Origin of the sequence: Domibacillus sp. PGB-M46 (assembly GCF_022668875.1) — a bacterium.
GTDB lineage: Bacteria > Bacillota > Bacilli > Bacillales > Domibacillaceae > Domibacillus.
In genome coordinates, this window is record NZ_JAKGCR010000015.1 from 28,580 (window position 1) to 47,023 (window position 18,444).

Here is an 18,444-nt window from a genome sequence, read left to right on the forward strand (position 1 = left end):
GTAAGAGATAATTTACATGCACGCGCATACATATAAAATGTGAAGAAAAGGAGAAGAACAGCATGGAGCATTTGTTTACACCTTACAAAATAAAGGGACTTGAATTAAAAAATCGTGTCGTGATGCCGCCAATGTGCCAATACTCGGTAGAGGCAAAAGACGGAATCGCAAATGACTGGCACTTTGTTCACTATGTCAGCCGGGCGGTTGGCGGAACAGGCTTTATTATTATTGAAATGACCGACGTAGAGCCGGATGGCCGTATTACAGACTTTGACTTAGGTTTATGGTCAGACGAGCAAATTCCAGCCCTAAAAAGAATTATTGAGGCTGTTCACCAGCACGGGGCAAAAGTGGCGGTTCAAATCGCTCATGCCGGACGCAAAGCAGAAGATGCGGAGCAGCCGGTGGCACCATCTGCCATCGCTTTTGACGAGAAGTCTAAAACACCAAGAGCATTATCGACGGAAGAAGTAAAAGAGATGGTCGAAAAATTCCGGTCTGCTGTCCGCCGGGCAGTGGAAGCAGGAGTAGACGCCATTGAGCTTCATGGAGCGCATGGCTACTTGATTCACCAATTCCAGTCTCCTCTGACAAATAAACGGACAGATGAATACGGACAAGAGCTAACAAAGTTCGGAAAAGAAGTGATTGCTGCGGCTAAAAGCGAAATGCCGGAAGACATGCCGCTTATTATGCGTATTTCTGCAAGAGAGTATGTTGAAGGCGGCTATGGCATTGAGGAAAGCATTGCCTTTGCAAAAGAGTATAAAGCAGCAGGTGTTGACATGTTCCACATTAGCGCAGGCGGCGAAGGCCCAATTGCCGCAGCTGGACGGCCGGGCACGCATGCCGCTTATCAAGTACCACTGGCGCGGGCTATTAAAGAAGCGGTCGACGTACCCGTTATTGCAGTCGGGCGCCTGGATGAGCCTGTTTTGGCCAATGCGGTGATCGGCAACGAAGAAGCTGATCTTGTGGCGGTCGGACGCGGCATGCTGAGAAATCCAAACTGGACGCTTGAAGCAGGGATTCAATTAGGAAAAGAAGCAGGCATTCCTAAACAGTACCAAATGGGCTTCCCAAGAAAATAAAATAGCAGCAGGAGCGTTTGAACAAGTTTGTTCAGACGCTTTTTTTTGTAGGTAAATAATGAATGAATACTCATTTGGGTTTTTGTACAATAAAATAAAAACAAGATGTTAACAAGGAGAGTGAATAGAAATGAAGTCTTTTTCTTTGATTCAAACAAAAGTGGAAAACAAGATCGCTTACATCATACTAAAAAACCCTCCTGTAAATGTTCTGAATGAAAGATTGCTGGAAGAGCTGGAGCAGTGTATCGAGGAGCTGAATCACAATCCGTCTGTCAGAGCCGGTATTTTAACAGGGGATGGTTCTTTCTTTGTGGCCGGGGCAGATATTAAAGAATTCACGTCTTTGTTTGGACAGGAAGAAGAAGCAAAAAAAGCTGCGCGGAAAGGCCAGGCATTATGCACAAAAATAGAGCATTCTGAAAAACCAATCATTGCCGCGATTAATGGTGCCTGCCTGGGCGGGGGGCTGGAACTGGCGATGAGCTGTCATCTGCGGATTGCGGTGCATGAAGCAAAACTCGGGCTTCCCGAAACAAAGCTCGGCTTGATTCCAGGCTACGGGGGAACGCAGCGCCTCACCCGGTTAACGAATACGGCAACAGCGCTTGAACTCATTTTAACCGGACGGTTTATAGATGGACGGGAAGCAGAACGGATCGGTTTGGTGAACCGTTCTGTCGAGGCAGACCAGCTTTTGCAGGAAGCGTCCGCAACAGCGGAGCTCATTTCACAGAAAAGCCGCTTGTCTGTAAAAGCAGCGATGCAGGCTGTATTCGCGGGTGCAGAGCTTCAACTTGGGCAAGGACTGGCGCTTGAAGCTGAACAATTCAGTGCGCTGTTTGCTTCACAAGACGTGCAGGAGGGCGTAACTGCTTTTATCGAAAAACGTCCAGCTGTATTTCGGGATCAATAAACCCTCTTTGTATGGAGCTCTACGTTTATTGTATAATAAACATAGATTGTAAAATGGAAAGCGAGTGTTCAGTGTGGGACGTAAATGGAATAACATTAAAGAAAAGAAAGCATCAAAAGATGCCAACACAAGCCGTATTTACGCCAAATTCGGCCGTGAAATCTATGTAGCAGCCAAGCAGGGCGAGCCGAATCCAGAAAGCAATCAGGCGCTTCGGATGGTGCTCGAGCGCGCGAAAACATACAGCGTGCCTAAAACGATTATAGACCGGGCGATCGAAAAAGCAAAAGGCGGAGCGGAAGAAAACTACGATGAGCTTCGCTACGAAGGATTTGGGCCAAGCGGCTCTATGGTGATCGTAGATGCTTTAACAAATAACGTGAACCGGACTGCTTCTGATGTGCGGGCTGCATTTGGGAAAAACGGCGGAAACATGGGTGTGAGCGGTTCGGTTGCTTACATGTTTGATGCAACAGCCGTGTTCGGCCTGGAAGGAAAAACAGCGGACGAAGTGCTGGAGTTGTTAATGGAAGCCGATATCGATGTACGGGATGTGCTTGAAGAAGAAGAGTCCGTGATTGTGTATGCAGAGCCGGATCAATTCCATGCTGTGCAGGAAGCGCTGAAAGCAGCGGGCGTAACAGAATTTACGGTTGCGGAGCTGACGATGCTTGCACAAAACGACGTGGCATTGTCAGAAGAAGACCAGGCACAATTCGAAAAAATGATTGATGCTATCGAAGATTTAGAGGATGTACAGCAGGTATACCACAACGTTGATTTGGGATAAGAAGAAAAAAGCAGCGCTCTGGGAGCGGCTGCTTTTTCTTTTGTCCAAAACGCTTTAGTAAGATAAACTGGATTATTTTAGGGTGTGACTGCTATGATAAAAGTAGAATAAGAAGCAAAAGTGAGGGTGCATCATGTTTGATTTTTCGACGCTGCTGACGTTTACGGCGGTTGTGATCGGCTTGTTTTTGGTTCCCGGTCCGGCTGTTTTACTAACGGCAGCACGAACGGTTCAAAACGGACGGAAAGCCGGCGTTATTACCGGCCTGGGTCTTGCAACGGGTGATTTAATTCATACTATTTTTGCGGCTGTCGGCCTGTCGGCTATTTTAATGACATCTGCTTTCGCATTTAATATGGTGAAATGGGCTGGTGCCTTTTATTTATTTTATATGGGCATCCGCGCTGTTTTTGCTAAGGCCTCTCACACGGAAATGGCCAAGGCATCGGCAGCTTCAGCCGGGCGCATTTATAGACAAGCGATTCTGGCAGAGGTACTGAATCCGAAAACAGCGCTGTTTTTTCTGGCTTTTCTGCCGCAGTTTGTGGATCCGGCGCGCGGTGCGTCTATTTTTCAATTTATGACACTCGGTCTCATTTTCGTGCTGCTCGGCGTGATATATACGACGCTGATTGCGCTGGCTATCGAACCGATCAGCGAGCGGGTAAAGCGCATTTCGTGGCTGAACCGGGGCGGCGGTAATAAAGTGATCGGTGCGATTTATATCGGCCTTGGCGTTAAAATAGTACTTCAAGGGCGTTAAAAAACAGCCTCTGGCAGGAGAGGCTGTTTTTTATTAAGCGTGTTTCCATGTTGTAGATTGTCCGGATTTGGGGCAGGATGGGAAAGTATCGCCTTGTGCAAGCTCAACTTCGTCTTTGTCTTCATCTGCATACGTACCGGCTTCTGTCACGCGGTCGCCGGTATTGTGTATATGATCTTCATGGCGCCAGGTGGTCGGTGCATTTATATTCGGGCAGACCGGAAATTGTTCCCCTTCCTTTAATTCTTCCCTTTTGCCGGCGGCACAAATGTAAGTGCCGGTTTCTTGAACGGGTTCATCTGTGTGGTGAAGATCTTTTATTGTGCTCATCGGAAAAGTCCTTTCTTTTTTCGGCTTAAAAGAGCTTTTGTGTAGTAGAATAGCCGGGAATACGGAACTTCAAACATTTTCTAAAAAAAAGAAGGCTTTAGAAAGGGGCAGGCGGGGAAAGGAAAGGAATAAGCATTCTTTAAAAAGGAGGATTCTCTCAATGACGAGCCATAACGCTGCCGCATACTTTAAAAGCATTCATCCAAGGCAGATGATCATGCATACCACTGGAAAAGATTCCGTCTCTAATATGGATCTTACTGTTATTGCTGATTTAAATAAACGGTATCACCTGCCGGACGAGGTGATTAATGTCCTTATTCAATACATACTTCTGGCTTCCTTGTCTCTCAGCCACCCGTCGCTTTTTAAAATTGCAATGCATTGGAGCAGATTAAAGGTGGAAACCGCAGAAGAAGCAATGAAGCTCGTTCAAAAAGAACATACAAAATATAAAACGCTCTGGATGACGGACATTCTTCACTCGAAGAAAAAAACCGTCCTCACGGTGGATATGATCCGCGGGGCGGCTTCCAGTAATTTAACGGATGAACAGCTTGGCGCTTATATTCGGGAGCTGTTTGCGCGCTCATAAAAAAGCTTCAGCGGCTCGATACCGCTGAAGCTTTTTAGTTTTGGCGATGTCGCCATCCGCCGAGGGAAGAGATATCTCTTCCAGCCGCTGCCGCGCTCGCTTCACATAGGAATCCCTGCGCATGTGTGCCATCTTCGAGCTTAATAGTGCCAAAACCAAGCGGCGATGGAATAAGGGAAACAAATGACCCTAATTGAGAAATAGGCATTTCCCACAATTCCAGTTCAATAGAGAAGCCATTCTCTGTTGTTCGAATGAGGCCCGGCTTTTTCGGCACGGTATCGAGCTCTACAAGCTTATATTCGGAAGCTGTTTTTGCTTCCCGGACAAAAACGGCTTCATGCTCGAGCATTTGCTTTTCAAGCGGAAATCCCTTCATATGAAGGCCACAGACAGCAACGAGCGTCGTGGATGGTTTTTCAGGCGCGCGGCGGCCGTGCAAAAACAAGCCGGCGAAGCCCGTAATCAAATGCTCATCTCTTGGTCCTGAAAACAGTGTAATGCCAAACGGCACGTTTTGGGCTGCATCTTCGGCTGGAATGTTCACAGCGGACAAATCGAGCAAATTGCAGTGATTTGTATAAAGTCCCATTTGACTGTTTGTTTGAATAGGGTTGTTGCGGACTTCTTCGCGTGTCCACGTACCGCCAGCTGTCGGCATAATCAAAACGGCGTCTTGAAGCTGCTGATGCGCTTTTTGTTTAAACGCCTGAAGCGTATGCATTGCCTTGAAAACGGAGGCTGCGTCATATTCCGGCTTATCTCCGGATCGTAACACGGCTTCTGTTGCCGGGAATACGGCGCTTTGATGTTCGTTAATAAAAGAGCCCAAATCAGCCCAGCGCTCTGCTACCCAAGGGCCGTCGTATAATACAGCAGCCGCTTCGGAAAGATAGGTGACATCGATCGGTTCAACAGGCAGACCGAGCGCATGCAGCTTTTCTAACGTATGCTGCCAGGCTTGTTTATATTGATCTGCAAATGGCCCGTAAAAAACCGGCAATTCGCCTGGTACTAATATTTTTTTCGGAAGGGCCGACGCCTGGCGTGTAATCCGTTTCGACCATGGGTCCCGGGCATCAAAGCCGCGGACTGCCTGGTCGACAAGATCCGCATCATCCAAGTTATTGGCGAAAACCGTTACACAATCAAGGCTCGCACACGCCGGAACGACGCCTTTGACCGGCCATGCACCCAGGCTCGGCTTGTAGCCGATCAGCCGGTTGAGCCCGGCTGGTACGCGTCCAGATCCTGCTGTGTCTGTGCCGAGTGAAAAAGCCGCCTGGCCGCGGGCGACGGATACGGCGGAGCCCGCGCTTGAACCGCCGCTGATTAAATCAGGGTTCAGCGCATTGTGCGTTTCGCCATACGGGCTTCTTGTTCCAACGAGTCCGGTCGCAAATTGGTCCAGGTTTGCTTTTCCGACGGGAATGGCACCGGCGTCTATCAAGCGCCCAACGACGGCTGCATGTTCATCGGGTGTGTAAGCAAATTCTGCACACCCCGCTGTTGTTGCCACACCGGCAAGGTCGATGTTGTCTTTAATGGCAAATGGAATGCCCCAAAGTGGTGCCTGGGATGGGTCGATAGTCTTTAAGCGTTCTACGTAAGGGCGGATAAAGCTCCAGGACGGCGGTGTAATCCAAATATTCATGTCCCGGTCAGCCTCAGCCCGCTCGATAATTTGCTCAATGACCATCTCCGGCTTTAAGCTGCCAGATTGGTAGCCCTCTTTTAACTCACGAATGGATAACATTTTCGGCAGGTTTATCGTCTGCATCAAAAGCACCTCGCTTTTCTTTTGTAATGGAAACAATCAACTGTCCCGCATGAACTTCATCTCCTGGCATTACATAAACAGCCTCGACAAAGCCATCACATGGAGCCGGCTGGGGAAATTCCATTTTCATGCTTTCTTCAATGATGAGCGTATCGCCTTTTTTCACTTCGTCTCCTGGAGAAACAAGAACCTTCCATACACTTCCAGGCATCGAGCAGCGGACAGCTTCCGCTCCTTCCGGAATGATTTCTTCGGCGGGCTCTGCTGCTTCATGCTCGGATACATATTCCGCAAGGCCAAGCTCGCGCCAGCTTTCCCGCTCGGCACGGAAAGCAGCCTGCTGTGTTTGGCGGAATTCCTGAGCGCTTTCTTCAATGGATTCGAGAAAAGCTAAATAGTCGCCAAGTTTAAAGGTGGTTTCCGTAATATCGATTTCAAAACGTCCGCGCAGGAAGTCTTCACGCATTTCAAGCAGTTCGTCTGCACTAACCGGATAAAATTGAATTTGGTCGAAGAAACGGAGCAGCCATGGCTTGCCAGCCTGGAAGCTTTCGGTTTCACGAAGCCGGTTCCAAACCTGTACGGTACGGCCGACAAACTGATAGCCTCCCGGTCCTTCCATGCCGTATACACACATGTAGGCACCGCCGATCCCGACCGCGTTTTCCGGCGTCCATGTACGCGCCGGATTGTATTTCGTTGTTACAAGCCTGTGGCGCGGGTCAACCGGCGTGGCGACAGGAGCACCGAGATACACATCTCCCAGGCCAAGAACAAGATAATTGGCGTCAAACACGATGCGTTTTACGTCTTCGATATCGTTTAACCCGTTGACCCGGCGGATAAATTCAAGATTGCTCGGGCACCACGGAGCGTCAGGGCGGACGTTTTTCTGATAGCGCTCGATGGCCAGCTGCGTCGCCGGATCGTCCCAGGAAAGGGGAAGACGGACAATGCGCGATGGCACTTCAATTTCTTCAAGCGGTGGAAGATTTTCATCGATCGCTGCGAGAACTTCGCAAAGCTCCGTGATCGACATTTTGGAAGCATCGATATGAACCTGCAAAGAACGGATACCTGGCGTTAAATCAAGAACTGGAATGTCAGGGCGTGCTTGAACGGCTTCCATTAAAGCGTGAACCTGAAAACGAAGCAGAAGGTCAAGCTCCATCTCCCCGTATTCAACTAGGACGTGTTCGTCGCCTGCCGCCCGGATCGTCATCGGGAAGCTGCCCGTTGCCTGTTCAATGAGAATAGGATAATCCGGTTTCAGCTGGGCCGGTTCTTTCGGCAGTGTTGGAAGCGAGGAAACCCCTTCTTGTAACCCAATGGCATTCAGGTGCTGCTCTTGTGCCTGGCGAAGAGCTTCGGCTTCCTGGAGTGTAAGCAGCCGAAAACGGATGCGGTCGCCGGCATGCAGCTGGCCAATTTTCCAAAATTCCGCGGAAGCCGTTGTGACAGGGCAGACAAATCCACCCAGGCTCGGGCCGTCCGGACCAAGTAAAATCGGCATGTCACCTGTTAAATCAAGTGTTCCGATGGCATACGCATTATCATGGATATTAGATGGATGAAGGCCGGCTTCACCGCCGTCTTCACGTGTCCAGAGCGGAGCAGGCCCAATTAAGCGGACACCGGTGCGTGAGCTGTTAAAGTGAACTTCCCAGCTTGTTTCAGTGAGCTGCTCCAAGTACTCCGGCAATAAAAATTCCGTTGTGCAATGAGGGCCAGGGATCACACCAATGATCCATTCTTTTGTTAGAGCCGGCTGTTTGTCTGCTGCAAGCGCCGCAGGAGAAGGAAGGGAAACAGGATGAACCTGCAAAACATCTCCCGTTCTCAGCGCCCGTCCGCCATGTCCGCCAAATCCGCCAAGGGTAAACGTTGCAGCGCTGCCGAGGTGAAGCGGCATATCCAATCCGCCTGCTAGGAGGAAATAAGTGCGCATGCCTGTTTCGGCTTCACCGAACGTCAGGACCTGTCCGCGTTTTGCCTGCACAACCGTATACATAGGCACTGCCTCTTCATCCAGTACCGCCTTCATGTCCGCCCCTGTCAGGCAAAAAGCAGTATCGCCGCGGAAACGGTAAGACCCGCCGCGAAGAGTCAGTTCAAGACCAGCAGCCCGGTCTTCATTTCCTAAAAGCTTATTGCCGATTCGGAACGAAAAAGGATCCATCGGTCCGCACGGAGGAACGCCTACATCCCAGTGGCCAACGCGGCCCGGCCAGTCCTGCACGGTCGTTTGAATGCCGCCATCAAGCACTTCAATCGCCTGTTCCGCTGGTGTAAAACCGTCGAGCATACGGGTATGAACGAGACCGCTTCGGCAGTCGTTTTCCTGCAGGAGCGCTTGAATGAATTGAAGGTTTGTGGTCACACCGTAAAGGCGCGTTTCACGAAGTGCTGCATGAAGCTTGTCAATGGCTTCTTCGCGCGTATCGGCATGAACAATCACTTTTGCAAGCATAGGGTCGTAAAGAGACGTCACGTTCAGCCCATCCCGCACCCATGTTTCAATGCGTACTTGTTCAGGAAAGCGGACCTGGTCGAGCTGGCCGCCGCTTGGCCGGAAGTCGTTCAAGCAGTCTTCTGCATAAATGCGGGCTTGAATGCTGTGGCCTTTTGGCGTTTCGTACAAGTGGCTGAGCCCGCGTAATTCGCCTGCTGCCTCGCGCACCATCCATTCCACTAAATCGATGCCAAGCACTTCCTCCGTTACGCCATGCTCGACTTGAAGCCGGGTGTTTACTTCAAGAAAATAAAACTGCTCTGCTTCTGGGTCGTATAAAAATTCGACGGTTCCTGCACTCCGGTAGCCGACTTTTTCTGCAAGACGCTTGGCAGAGTCAAGCATTTGTTTACGGACCACAGAAGAAAGGCAGGGAGCCGGGCTTTCTTCGACGACTTTTTGATTGCGCCGCTGAATCGAGCAGTCCCGCTCGCCAAGCGCGGCTACTTCACCGAATTCATTGCCGAAAATTTGCACTTCCACATGTCGCGCTTTTTGGATGTATTTCTCTAAAAACACACCGCCGTTGTTAAAGTTGGTCTCGGCCAGACGGCAGACTGAATCAAAGGCGTCGCGAAGCGCGGTTTCATCCCCGCAGACACGCATGCCGATGCCGCCGCCGCCCGCTGTGCTTTTCAGCATAACCGGATAGCCGATTCGCGCTGCCTCTGACAAAGCTGTTTGAAGATCTGTAATGAGTGCTGTACCGGGAAGAAGCGGGACACCCGCTTTTTCCGCCATTTCACGGGCAGAGTGCTTTAAGCCGAACAGCTCCATTTGCTCCGGTGTCGGGCCCATAAACGCAATGCCATTTTCGCGGCAGGCACGGGCAAAATCAGCATTTTCACTTAAAAATCCGTATCCGGGGTGAATGGCCTGAGCGCCTGTTTGGATAGCAGTGTTTAAAATAAGCTCGGCATTTAAATAGCTGTCTTTCGCTGCGCCTTCCCCAATTAAAATCGCTTCGTCTGCTAAATCAACATGCAGGCTGTCCTGATCTGCTTTTGTGTAGACGGCAACAGATGCGATGCCCATTTGTCGAAGGGTTCGTTCAATGCGGACAGCAATGGCTCCGCGGTTGGCAATTAATACTTTTGTAAACATGGTCATCGCTCCTTTAGTTTTGATTCCAGATCAGCAGCTGAATCGGTGTCGGGTTAAAGGCGTTGCAAGGATTATTTAACTGCGGGCAGTTGCTGATTAGGACAAGTGTCCGGTTCACTGCCTGCATTTCCACATAGTAGCCGGGAGCCGAAACACCGTCAGCAAAGGTTAAGCCGCCGTCTGGTGTGACCGGTACATTCATGAAAAAGTTGACGTTAGGAGCTAAATCCCGCTTTGTAAAGCGCGGGTCATTTTTGGAAAGCTGCAGCATAAACGTGTCACGGCAGTTATGCATCGGCAGCGTCTCGTGTGAGTAGCGCACTGTATTGCTTTGTGCCGAGCAGGCGCCGCCAAGCGTATCATGACTGCCGCACGTATCGGCCACAATTTTCACAAGTTCTTTGCCTGACTCAGATAAAAGAATAGAGCCGGTTGTTAAATACACATTGCCCTGGCGCGTAATCGTGTTGACCGCGCTGTAATGATCCGCCGGATTATCAGCATCATAAAACAATGTGTCCGCTGCTTGGTTTCCTTCCAGGTCGACAATACGAAGTACCTGTCCTGGTTCCAGCGTATACGTCCAGCCATCTCCCGCTGGGATCGTTTTATTGTAAAAAGCATCCTCTGTTTTTCGATCGCTCATAACATGATGTAATAATGCCATTATCGAACGCCTCCTTGAGTAAGCATTGTGTGGTCCCATGTATTTTCAAACGCACGCCGGTTTTCCGGGCGGTGATTCAAGCAAAGATCGTCTTCCTGCACCGGAGCTGCACCCGTAATGTCGATTTTCACCGGTATAGAAGGATAGACGGGGCTTGGGTCAAGCGGATTTGGCGTATTAGATAAAATGAGCAGAACATCTAATTCCGTCCGCAGTGTCACAGAGTCGCCTTTTTTAGAATGGCCGGAAACAAAATGCATGCGGCCGTCTTCCGTGCAGTACACTTTGGAAAACAAATTCACAACAGGGACGAGATCGCGTGTTGTCAGGCCGTTTCGGAACAGTTCAACGGCAAAGTTTTCTTCACCGCTTCGATACCAGTCGTTTCGTTTTTCCTGATAGGTTGTTCGTCCGTAGCGCTCGTCGACGATACGGCGTGAGATGTAACCGGAAATCGTATCATGCCAGCCGAGTGAGTCATCTGTAAGGCTGGCCAGTACGCGCCCGTTATCACTCATCAGCACGTTTCCAGCCGTTAAACGGGCAGTATGCTGGGCTTTTAATGTATCCGGCATATTGTAGCGCTCTGCCGTGTCTATGGCGGAATAAAGAAGAAGAGAGACGTTGGCGCCATCTTCCATCGCCGTAAATGTAATCGATTTGCCGCGGCTGATCCGGCCGGACCATTTGCCGCCAGCAGGGATATACTTTGTTAACATATCAGTCATGTAAAACAGCCTCCTTTTGAATGAACAAAGCGCAGAGCGCTCATATGGAATCATGAAAAAAGGATAAAAGCCCGGGAGATGATCGTCTCCCAGGCTTTTATCCTTCCGTGTATACAGCAGCAGCTGTACGCTCTCTCTCGGACCAGGCTTTAAAGAGAAACTCTTTAAACGGAACCCTAGACAGCTTTTTGTTTCCAACACAGTGTGGAAACCTTTATTGGTTTATGCAACCAGTATAACAATCTGAAAAAACTGAAAACAACTCTTGTGTCAGATTATCTTACATCGTTTTTTGCTGGACAATCGGTTTTGTTTGAACATCCCGCTGCTTGCTTTGAGCGGACAGCCAGGCTCTTCTAGTGGACCAGTAAATGAAGCCAATGACTAACCAGATTATTCCGTAAGCCAGTGTGTGCTTATTTAAAAGAGTAAGGAGCCAGCCGATAAACCCGGCGCCGATCAGTGGGAAAATAAGATACAAAAATGTTTCTTTCGGTGAATGCTTCTTTAGCTTTATATAGTAATGGGCAATAACAGATATATTCACGAATGTAAAAGCAGTTAAAGCGCCAAAGCTGACAAACATAACGGCTGTATCCAAATTAATAAAAACAGCGGATAAAGAAACGGCAGCGACAAACAAGATGTTTGCAACCGGTGTTTGGTATGTCGGATGAAGAGAGGTAAACAGCTTCTCCGGCAGAATCGATTCACGTCCTAAAGCGTACATAAACCGGCTGACACTAGTGACAGAGGAAACCCCTTGCGTAAACGTAGCGATGATCAATACCATAATAAATAACGAGCTTAAGAGGTTTCCGCCAACAAGCTGTACAAGGCTGTAAGCGGCATTGTCGGGATTGGTAAACGTAAAGTCAGGATAAGCAACCTGCGTTAAATACGAAATCGCAATGTACATCGCCGCAGCAATAAACACAATGAGGAAGATGGCTTTCGGGATCGTTTTATCCGCTTCGATCGTTTCTTCTGACATCGTGGTGACGGCGTCAAATCCGAGAAAGCAAAAGCAGATTAGTGCGGCACCGGAAAAAACAGCACCCAGTCCAGCATGTTCACCGAAAAACGGTGCAAGCGAAAACAGGGAGCTTGACCCGGTATCGCCAGTGACAATATCTTTTACGATCAATAAGCAGAACAACAGGATAAATCCAATTTGTACAAGAACCGAAATACCACTGACGCGTGCAGCGGACTTGATGCCGATAATATTCACGACCGCAAGCACCACATTCATCACAATAATCCAGACGAAAACCGGAATGGCTGGAAACTCGGTATTCATAAAAATGCCAAATGTTAAGACCGCAATAATGGGTGAAAAAATATAATCCATTAATAGAGCCCAGCCGACTAAAAATCCGGCTTTGGGATGGATTGCTTTTTTCGTATAGGTGTAAGCAGAACCTGAAATCGGATACGCTTTGACCATGCGGCTGTAACTGTATGCAGTAAAGAAAATAGCCAGAAAAGCAGCGATATAAGCAGCGGCCATCATCCCGCCTGCCGCTTCAAATGCAACGCCGTAAACTGTAAAGAAAATCATCGGTGTCATCCAGGCAAGCCCCATAAATACAACTTGATGCAGCTTCAGTGATTTTAAAAGTGTCGTTTTTTCAGTCATCTTCATTCACCCTCTTTTCCGAATATAGCGGAAAAATAAAAAGCCCGGGAGAATTTTATGTAAAATTCTCCCGGGCTTTTATCCCTCCGTGTATACAGTACATACTGTACGCTCCCTCTCGGACCAGACGTTTTTCAACCGGAACCCTAGGCAGCATCTTTGTTCTTGATTGCGATAATAAGAACCCCTATTTGTTTGATAATACGGAGTATAGAGAGAAAAAAGAGTGTGTTCAATGAACATGTTAGATTTTATAACAAAATATTTCGAAAACTCTTTTTTGCATTCCCTTTTTTCTTCTTTTCTTTGTACAATGGTCTGGACACAGAAAGAGGAGGACAAGAAATGAAACAGTCAAAATGGGGGGCATTAGCATGGGGCTCTATCGCTGTGTTCTTTGCGCTCAGCCTTTGGTTCAGTGCTTCCGCTGTGATCAATGATCTGACAAACCAGTGGGGATTGGCGGAAGCGGATAAACCATGGGTGTCGGCTGCCGTGCCGGCCGGGTTTGCAGCCGGCGCTTTGATAAGTGCTGTTTTAGGAATTTCTGACCGATTTCCAGCAAGAAAATTATTTATGATATCAGCCCTGGCAGGAGCGCTTGCCAACAGCCTGCTTTTGTTTGCAGATCATCCTTTTATCGGTATTTTGCTGCGTTTTGTGACCGGAGCAGCACTTGCAGGTGTTTATCCGGTAGCCGTTAAAGTATTAACGCTCTGGTTTCCGAAGCACAGGGGCCTCGCGATTGGCATTGTGATTGGTGCACTCACTCTTGGTTCGGCCCTGCCGCATTTGCTGGCAGCCCTGACGATGAAGGTAGATTGGAGAGGGGTTATTCTCTTAAGCTCCATTTTATCGGTGTTGTCGGCAGTCATTATGATTCGTTTTGTGCAGGACGCCCCCCAGCAGGGCACACCGTCTGTTTTCTCGGTCAATATGATTGGTAAAGTACTGCGTAACAAGCCGGTTATGCTCGCGAACTACGGGTATTTCGGGCACATGTGGGAGCTGTATGCCATGTGGACATGGCTGCCGCTTTTTATGGCAGAAGGCGGCTTGGCGCACGCTTCTTTTCTTTCATTTGTAACGATTGGCCTGGCTGGTGCAGCTGGGTGTGTGCTCGGCGGTTTACTCGCAGACAAGGTGGGCCGTGCCCGGCTGACTATTTGGGCCATGGGGGTGAGTGCTGTCTGTGCCTTTGTGATTGGCTTCACTTTTGAATATTCATTGCTGCTTATGATGGTAGTGGCTTCTATTTGGGGATGTTCTATTATTGCAGATTCTGCCCAGTTTTCAGCAGCCGTTTCTGAGTTTGCAGAGGGAGATTATTTGGGCACCGCACTGACATTTCAAATGAGTATCGGATTTTTGTTAACAATTATATCCATTAATCTGGTATCATGGATACAAGTGCATGCAGGCTGGGAATGGGCCTTTTTTGTTCTTGGGATTGGCCCTGTGCTGGGCATAGCGGCCATGTCCCGGCTTCGAAACTACGAAAAGGCGGCTGGAAGTGAATAAAGCAGCAAAAGCATATGGGGTTCGTTTTGGAAAGGGGAAAGCGGACCGGCATTTGTATCGGCGTGGTTGTTTGGCGCCGATTCCGGCTCGGCTTGTCATTGGAATCAAAACGGCGGCCTGTTTTCTATGAAATTGAAAAGGAACGTCTTCCTCAAAAAGGAGATTCCAGTATTCTGTTAAACAGCCGGGAGGAACCGGCAGCTATTATCCAAACAAAATCATGCCTATGAATAAAGTGCCGGCCGAATTCGCGGAAGCAGAAGGAGGGGGGACCGTTCATACATATAGCGGTGCGAAGCGCATAATAACTTTTTCACACTTGCTTTTCAAGAGTCGGACCGGGAATTTCAAGGCGATATGCTGCTCGTATGTAAGCGCCTTGTTCTTTAGATATAAAAGAAAGCGCTTTAAAAATGGCGATAAGAGTACAGCAAGCTACATAATCATAGGGATAGGCTTATTTTTTGATTTATTTTGGACGTGGGTTTGATTGGTCATAAACAGGTATGCACCAAAAAGAAGTCCTGGTTGAAGACTGATGAATCAGAAGCAAGAAAAGAGATAGTTTAAGGTGGCGTCTGCCGTTTATATTTTCTTCTTCGCCAGTGATAATGGCGGCAGTGCCCGCATAAAAATAAGGAGTGTTTTTTTGAGCCTGAAAAGGAAAAAGCCCTGCGGATATCGAATTGTAAGAAAGAAACAGGGGGAATATGGGAAAGAGGAGTGGGGGCAATTGACAGGTATCATGCCCGATCAAATCAATCAAACCATTGGTGAGCAAGAAGAAATGTATCAGAATATTATCGAATATTCGCTTGAAACAATTGTGATTCATGTTGATTATAATATTCTTTATATTAATGAATCCGGGACCGATTTTTTTCGGGCTCCAAAAGAAGCGCTTATTGGCGGTAATATTCTATCCGTGTTTCAGCCATCATCACATGACATGATCAAAAAACGGATTCAAAAAGCCATGACGGAAGGTGTATTGTCTCCGCTTATTGAAGAAAAAATCATCCGTGCAGACGGCACTGTAGTAGAAACAGAGCTTTACTGCCGGCCAGTTACCTATGGAAATCGAAAAGTGATGCAGTCGGTTTTTCGGGATATATCCGTTCGCAAAGAAGCGGAAAAAATGCTTAAAAACCGTGAAAAGCTTGCTTCAGTCGGGCAGATTGCGGCCGGTATCGTTCATGAAGTGAAAAACCCGCTGACAGCTGTAAAAGGCTTTTTACAGCTGTTGAAAGAATCTCATTCTCATCCGTATCTACAGACAATGGAAAATGAGCTTGATAAAGCGTTAATGACATTGCAAAACTTACTCCAGGTATCAAAGCCGGACTTGCAGGACGAACCGCTTACACCGATTGATTTTTGCAAAGAGCTGCAATCATTAATGCTGTTATTTCAAGACAAGTTGTACAATGTGGAAGTGGAAATGGATCTGCGTAATCCGGGAAGCCGGATTCTTGGGAAGAAAAACCTGTATTTAAAAGCGTTTTTTAATTTAATCAAAAATGCTTTAGAAGCCATTCATGAAAAGGGGAAAATAAAAATCAGCCATTACTGCGACAACCAATGGGTGTATATTAAAGTGGCAGATACAGGCGTAGGAGTGCCGGAGGAAAAGCTTTCTATGCTGGGAACGCCTTTTTTTTCAAGCAAATCAGATGGAACGGGGCTTGGCCTGACACAGGTATATACAACGATTCATGAACATGGAGGGCATATTTCGGTTGAAAGCCGCCTTGGTGAAGGAACAACTTTTTCTATTCGACTGCCTATATCCCACTGAAAAAATGAAACGCCTTTGCACAGCATGCAAAGGAATAAAAAAGCCGTCCACGTAATGGACGGCTTTTTTATTGACACCCGTTTATGCCACACGATGGTCCGTTCATAAGCAGTGTCACTTTTTTCTTTTTCGGTTTTTGTTCTTGGTTAATGAGTTGTTCAAGTGCTTCTTTTACGGGAACACCAGATAATTTCGTACAACCGGCGATAAGAGCAGGTACGCTTGTCACATCAGCTTCATTATGGGCACGGTCCAGCTCATTTTTATGTGTTTCCTCATACAGGCGCTGTTTGAGCGCTTCCTCATATGCCTGCTGATCCAGGCCAATTTCGGCAGCCAGCCGGGACAGCACTTCTACTTGGCCGATGTTTTGCTGCTCCTGAAAAAAAGCGTCCATCAGCCGGTCCGTGTATTCACGTGCTTTGCCGTGCGCCTTTGCAAAATAATATCCTTCAGATGCAAGGCGGGAACTGGGATACGGCGTTACATCCGGCAGAGTAATAGGAACACCCATTTTTTCTGCGAGCGGATAAACAGTTTCTTTCCAATACAGAATACGTTCTTCCTTTTGAAAGGTATCAGCTTGCGCAGACTGTTCGAAAGGGATCCATTGGATATCTATATCATCTTTTTCTTTAAAGGCTTCATAAAGTGACTGTTTTGCCAAAAAGCAAAGCGGGCAGACGTAATCAGAATATACGCTGATTTTTGCCGTCAAAGCAACCTTCTCCTTTCTTATCCCTTTGGGCTGATTATATAGAGTTGGAGCACGTTCGTCTAACAATCTGCATTTTGTGTATTGTTTCACGTGGAACAAAAAAAGATGCCATACAGGCATCTTTTAAACTTTCTTTATTCAGAGGGAGGCTTTATGCCGCTGCGTCTGCGCTCTTCTTCTTCCGCAATAATCTCATTGTCTTCTGCGTTATCGCGTGTTACTTTCTGCGTCAAAATGGCACCGACAGCCACAAGAATCATAACGGCAATATAATAGCCTTTTTCATTCAGCTCCATATCCGCATTAAAAAGACCGATCGAAAACAGAGCAACACCCGCAATAAAAGTAAAGTAAGCCAAAAACGTAAAAGCGGGGGTATTTCTTCTTCGGTATCGCTGCATGCTGTCTCCTCCTTTAGTTTTATTAGCACCAGATACTAACACTATACCATGATTTAAAGGAAAGAACCATGAATGGAAAATATAAACCAAAAGTTCTGTGTTAAAATAAAGAGAACAACAAAGAGATTAAAGACAAAAAAAGCTGGAGATGAAAAAATTGTTGATCATATTTACGATGCTTTTGCTTGGCATGCTGTTTGGCTTTATCGGAGCTGGCGGAGCGGGATTTGTTATTGCGGTGCTGACTCTTTTCTTCAGTGTGCCGATTCATATGGCGCTTGGGACCTCTCTTGCAGCGATGGCCTTTACAAGTGTATCTGGCGCCTACAGCCATTATCGAGAAGGAAATATTCATTTGAAAGTCGGCCTGATTGTCGGCGCCTTTGCGGCAGCTGGCTCATTTGGCGGTGCTAAAATCGCGGCTGTTATCCCGGAAGAATCTCTTCACTGGTTAACAGCGGGCATGCTGTTTTTGTCCGCTTTTTTGCTTTTTATAAAGCTGTTCTTTTTAAAAGACACGTCCAAACGGTTAGATGAGAAAAGTCATGTGATTTGGATGAAGAGTATTTTTCTCGGACTGCTTTCGGGTACTTTGTCTGGTACTTTCGGCATCGGGTCTGCTCCATTTATTCAAATTGGCTTAATGGTCCTGCTTCATTTAACGATCCGACAGTCGGTTGGAACGACAATGCTTGTGATTTTGCCGCTCGCCATCGGAGGGGGAATCGGCTATCTTTCAGAAGGCTTTATTGATTTTGCATTATTGCTGAAAGTGCTTGTCGGTACGGCTTTTGGCGCTTATATCGGAGCGAAGTTTACCAATATTTTACCTCAGCCTGTATTAAAATCTGCGGTTATTTTAACACCAACTATGGCCGCAGTTCTATTATTGTTTTGATATTTCAAAAGTACTAGTCAAAAGAGCGTGAAGATTTTATAATATATTTATAAAATATATCTGAAAAAGGCAAACTACTCCGAAAGGATAGGACGCAAAGCCGTGAGCCTCACTGCTGAAAAGCATATGGTCGTCAGGTTGCCAGGCTCTCATTCTGTGAGTCTAGGCTTACAGAATGGAGGGCTTT

17 protein-coding genes and 3 riboswitches are annotated in these 18,444 nt (G+C 47.6%); of the genes, 9 read left to right on the forward strand and 8 right to left on the reverse strand.

The annotated features are described in order from the left end of the window. Nucleotides 1-62: 62 nt before the first annotated feature. The 4 genes from L2D08_RS15910 (at nucleotide 63) to L2D08_RS15925 (ending at nucleotide 3,563) form a co-directional block, all read left to right on the forward strand. On the forward strand, nucleotides 63-1,094 hold the full coding sequence (locus tag L2D08_RS15910) for an NADH:flavin oxidoreductase/NADH oxidase (RefSeq protein ID WP_242235115.1): 1,032 nt from the start codon (nucleotides 63-65) through the stop codon (nucleotides 1,092-1,094). Nucleotides 1,095-1,224: 130 nt separating this feature from the next. Further along, complete coding sequence (locus L2D08_RS15915; protein WP_242235117.1) at nucleotides 1,225-2,010, forward strand: enoyl-CoA hydratase-related protein; 786 nt, start codon at nucleotides 1,225-1,227, stop codon at nucleotides 2,008-2,010. A gap of 73 nt (nucleotides 2,011-2,083) precedes the next feature. Continuing rightward, entirely contained in the window at nucleotides 2,084-2,800 is a 717-nt protein-coding gene (locus tag L2D08_RS15920; protein WP_242235119.1) for a YebC/PmpR family DNA-binding transcriptional regulator, read from the forward strand. A 133-nt stretch (nucleotides 2,801-2,933) separates the two neighbouring features. Next, on the forward strand, nucleotides 2,934-3,563 hold the full coding sequence (locus L2D08_RS15925; protein ID WP_242235121.1) for a LysE family translocator: 630 nt from the start codon (nucleotides 2,934-2,936) through the stop codon (nucleotides 3,561-3,563). A 33-nt stretch (nucleotides 3,564-3,596) separates the two neighbouring features. Here L2D08_RS15925 and L2D08_RS15930 read toward each other — a convergent pair whose 3' ends face one another. Then, nucleotides 3,597-3,893 carry a hypothetical protein gene (locus L2D08_RS15930; protein ID WP_242235123.1) on the reverse strand — a complete coding sequence of 99 codons (297 nt, stop codon included), beginning with the start codon at nucleotides 3,891-3,893 and terminating at the stop codon, nucleotides 3,597-3,599. Nucleotides 3,894-4,053: 160 nt separating this feature from the next. Between L2D08_RS15930 and L2D08_RS15935 the strand changes: the two genes are divergently transcribed. Then, nucleotides 4,054-4,488 carry a DnaD domain protein gene (locus tag L2D08_RS15935; protein WP_242235125.1) on the forward strand — a complete coding sequence of 145 codons (435 nt, stop codon included), beginning with the start codon at nucleotides 4,054-4,056 and terminating at the stop codon, nucleotides 4,486-4,488. Between the two features lie 34 nt (nucleotides 4,489-4,522). Here L2D08_RS15935 and atzF read toward each other — a convergent pair whose 3' ends face one another. The 5 genes from atzF to L2D08_RS15960 all read right to left on the reverse strand — a co-directional run bounded on the left by atzF (nucleotide 4,523) and on the right by L2D08_RS15960 (nucleotide 12,921). Continuing rightward, nucleotides 4,523-6,268 (reverse strand): allophanate hydrolase, encoded by a 1,746-nt coding sequence (gene atzF, locus L2D08_RS15940; RefSeq protein WP_242235126.1) that lies wholly within the window; start codon nucleotides 6,266-6,268, stop codon nucleotides 4,523-4,525. After that, nucleotides 6,228-9,884: an urea carboxylase gene (gene uca, locus L2D08_RS15945; protein WP_242235128.1), complete on the reverse strand. Its 3,657-nt coding sequence runs from the start codon at nucleotides 9,882-9,884 to the stop codon at nucleotides 6,228-6,230. Before uca ends, atzF begins: the two co-directional genes overlap by 41 nt. Nucleotides 9,885-9,897: 13 nt before the next feature. Next, on the reverse strand, nucleotides 9,898-10,551 hold the full coding sequence (locus L2D08_RS15950; RefSeq protein ID WP_242235131.1) for an urea amidolyase associated protein UAAP2: 654 nt from the start codon (nucleotides 10,549-10,551) through the stop codon (nucleotides 9,898-9,900). Beyond that, nucleotides 10,551-11,279 (reverse strand): urea amidolyase associated protein UAAP1, encoded by a 729-nt coding sequence (locus tag L2D08_RS15955; protein WP_242235133.1) that lies wholly within the window; start codon nucleotides 11,277-11,279, stop codon nucleotides 10,551-10,553. The genes L2D08_RS15950 and L2D08_RS15955 overlap by 1 nt, the downstream gene beginning before the upstream one ends. Nucleotides 11,280-11,363: 84 nt before the next feature. Beyond that, nucleotides 11,364-11,470: riboswitch (guanidine-I (ykkC/yxkD leader) on the reverse strand. A gap of 89 nt (nucleotides 11,471-11,559) precedes the next feature. Beyond that, nucleotides 11,560-12,921 carry an APC family permease gene (locus L2D08_RS15960; RefSeq protein ID WP_375337598.1) on the reverse strand — a complete coding sequence of 454 codons (1,362 nt, stop codon included), beginning with the start codon at nucleotides 12,919-12,921 and terminating at the stop codon, nucleotides 11,560-11,562. Between the two features lie 65 nt (nucleotides 12,922-12,986). Continuing rightward, a riboswitch (guanidine-I (ykkC/yxkD leader) is annotated at nucleotides 12,987-13,082 on the reverse strand. A 184-nt stretch (nucleotides 13,083-13,266) separates the two neighbouring features. Between L2D08_RS15960 and L2D08_RS15965 the strand changes: the two genes are divergently transcribed. The 3 genes from L2D08_RS15965 to L2D08_RS15975 all read left to right on the forward strand — a co-directional run bounded on the left by L2D08_RS15965 (nucleotide 13,267) and on the right by L2D08_RS15975 (nucleotide 16,240). After that, the gene (locus L2D08_RS15965) at nucleotides 13,267-14,442 is read left to right on the forward strand and encodes an MFS transporter (RefSeq protein ID WP_242235138.1); all 1,176 of its coding nucleotides are present in this window, start codon (nucleotides 13,267-13,269) and stop codon (nucleotides 14,440-14,442) included. Between the two features lie 14 nt (nucleotides 14,443-14,456). Continuing rightward, a complete protein-coding gene (locus L2D08_RS24320; protein ID WP_309241382.1) occupies nucleotides 14,457-14,672 on the forward strand; it encodes an ASCH domain-containing protein in 216 nt (71 codons plus the stop codon). A gap of 503 nt (nucleotides 14,673-15,175) precedes the next feature. After that, on the forward strand, nucleotides 15,176-16,240 hold the full coding sequence (locus tag L2D08_RS15975; RefSeq protein ID WP_242235140.1) for an ATP-binding protein: 1,065 nt from the start codon (nucleotides 15,176-15,178) through the stop codon (nucleotides 16,238-16,240). 67 nt (nucleotides 16,241-16,307) lie between these two features. Here the strand turns inward: L2D08_RS15975 and L2D08_RS15980 are convergent, their stop codons facing one another. Both L2D08_RS15980 and L2D08_RS15985 read right to left on the reverse strand, forming a co-directional pair. After that, nucleotides 16,308-16,958 (reverse strand): DsbA family oxidoreductase, encoded by a 651-nt coding sequence (locus tag L2D08_RS15980; RefSeq protein ID WP_242235142.1) that lies wholly within the window; start codon nucleotides 16,956-16,958, stop codon nucleotides 16,308-16,310. Between the two features lie 134 nt (nucleotides 16,959-17,092). Then, nucleotides 17,093-17,359 (reverse strand): YiaA/YiaB family inner membrane protein, encoded by a 267-nt coding sequence (locus L2D08_RS15985; protein WP_242235144.1) that lies wholly within the window; start codon nucleotides 17,357-17,359, stop codon nucleotides 17,093-17,095. 157 nt (nucleotides 17,360-17,516) lie between these two features. Between L2D08_RS15985 and L2D08_RS15990 the strand changes: the two genes are divergently transcribed. After that, nucleotides 17,517-18,257, forward strand: coding sequence for a sulfite exporter TauE/SafE family protein (locus L2D08_RS15990; RefSeq protein WP_242235146.1), 741 nt, complete (start codon nucleotides 17,517-17,519; stop codon nucleotides 18,255-18,257). Nucleotides 18,258-18,315: 58 nt separating this feature from the next. Further along, nucleotides 18,316-18,403: riboswitch (cyclic di-GMP riboswitch) on the forward strand. The last annotated feature ends 41 nt before the right edge of the window (nucleotides 18,404-18,444 follow it).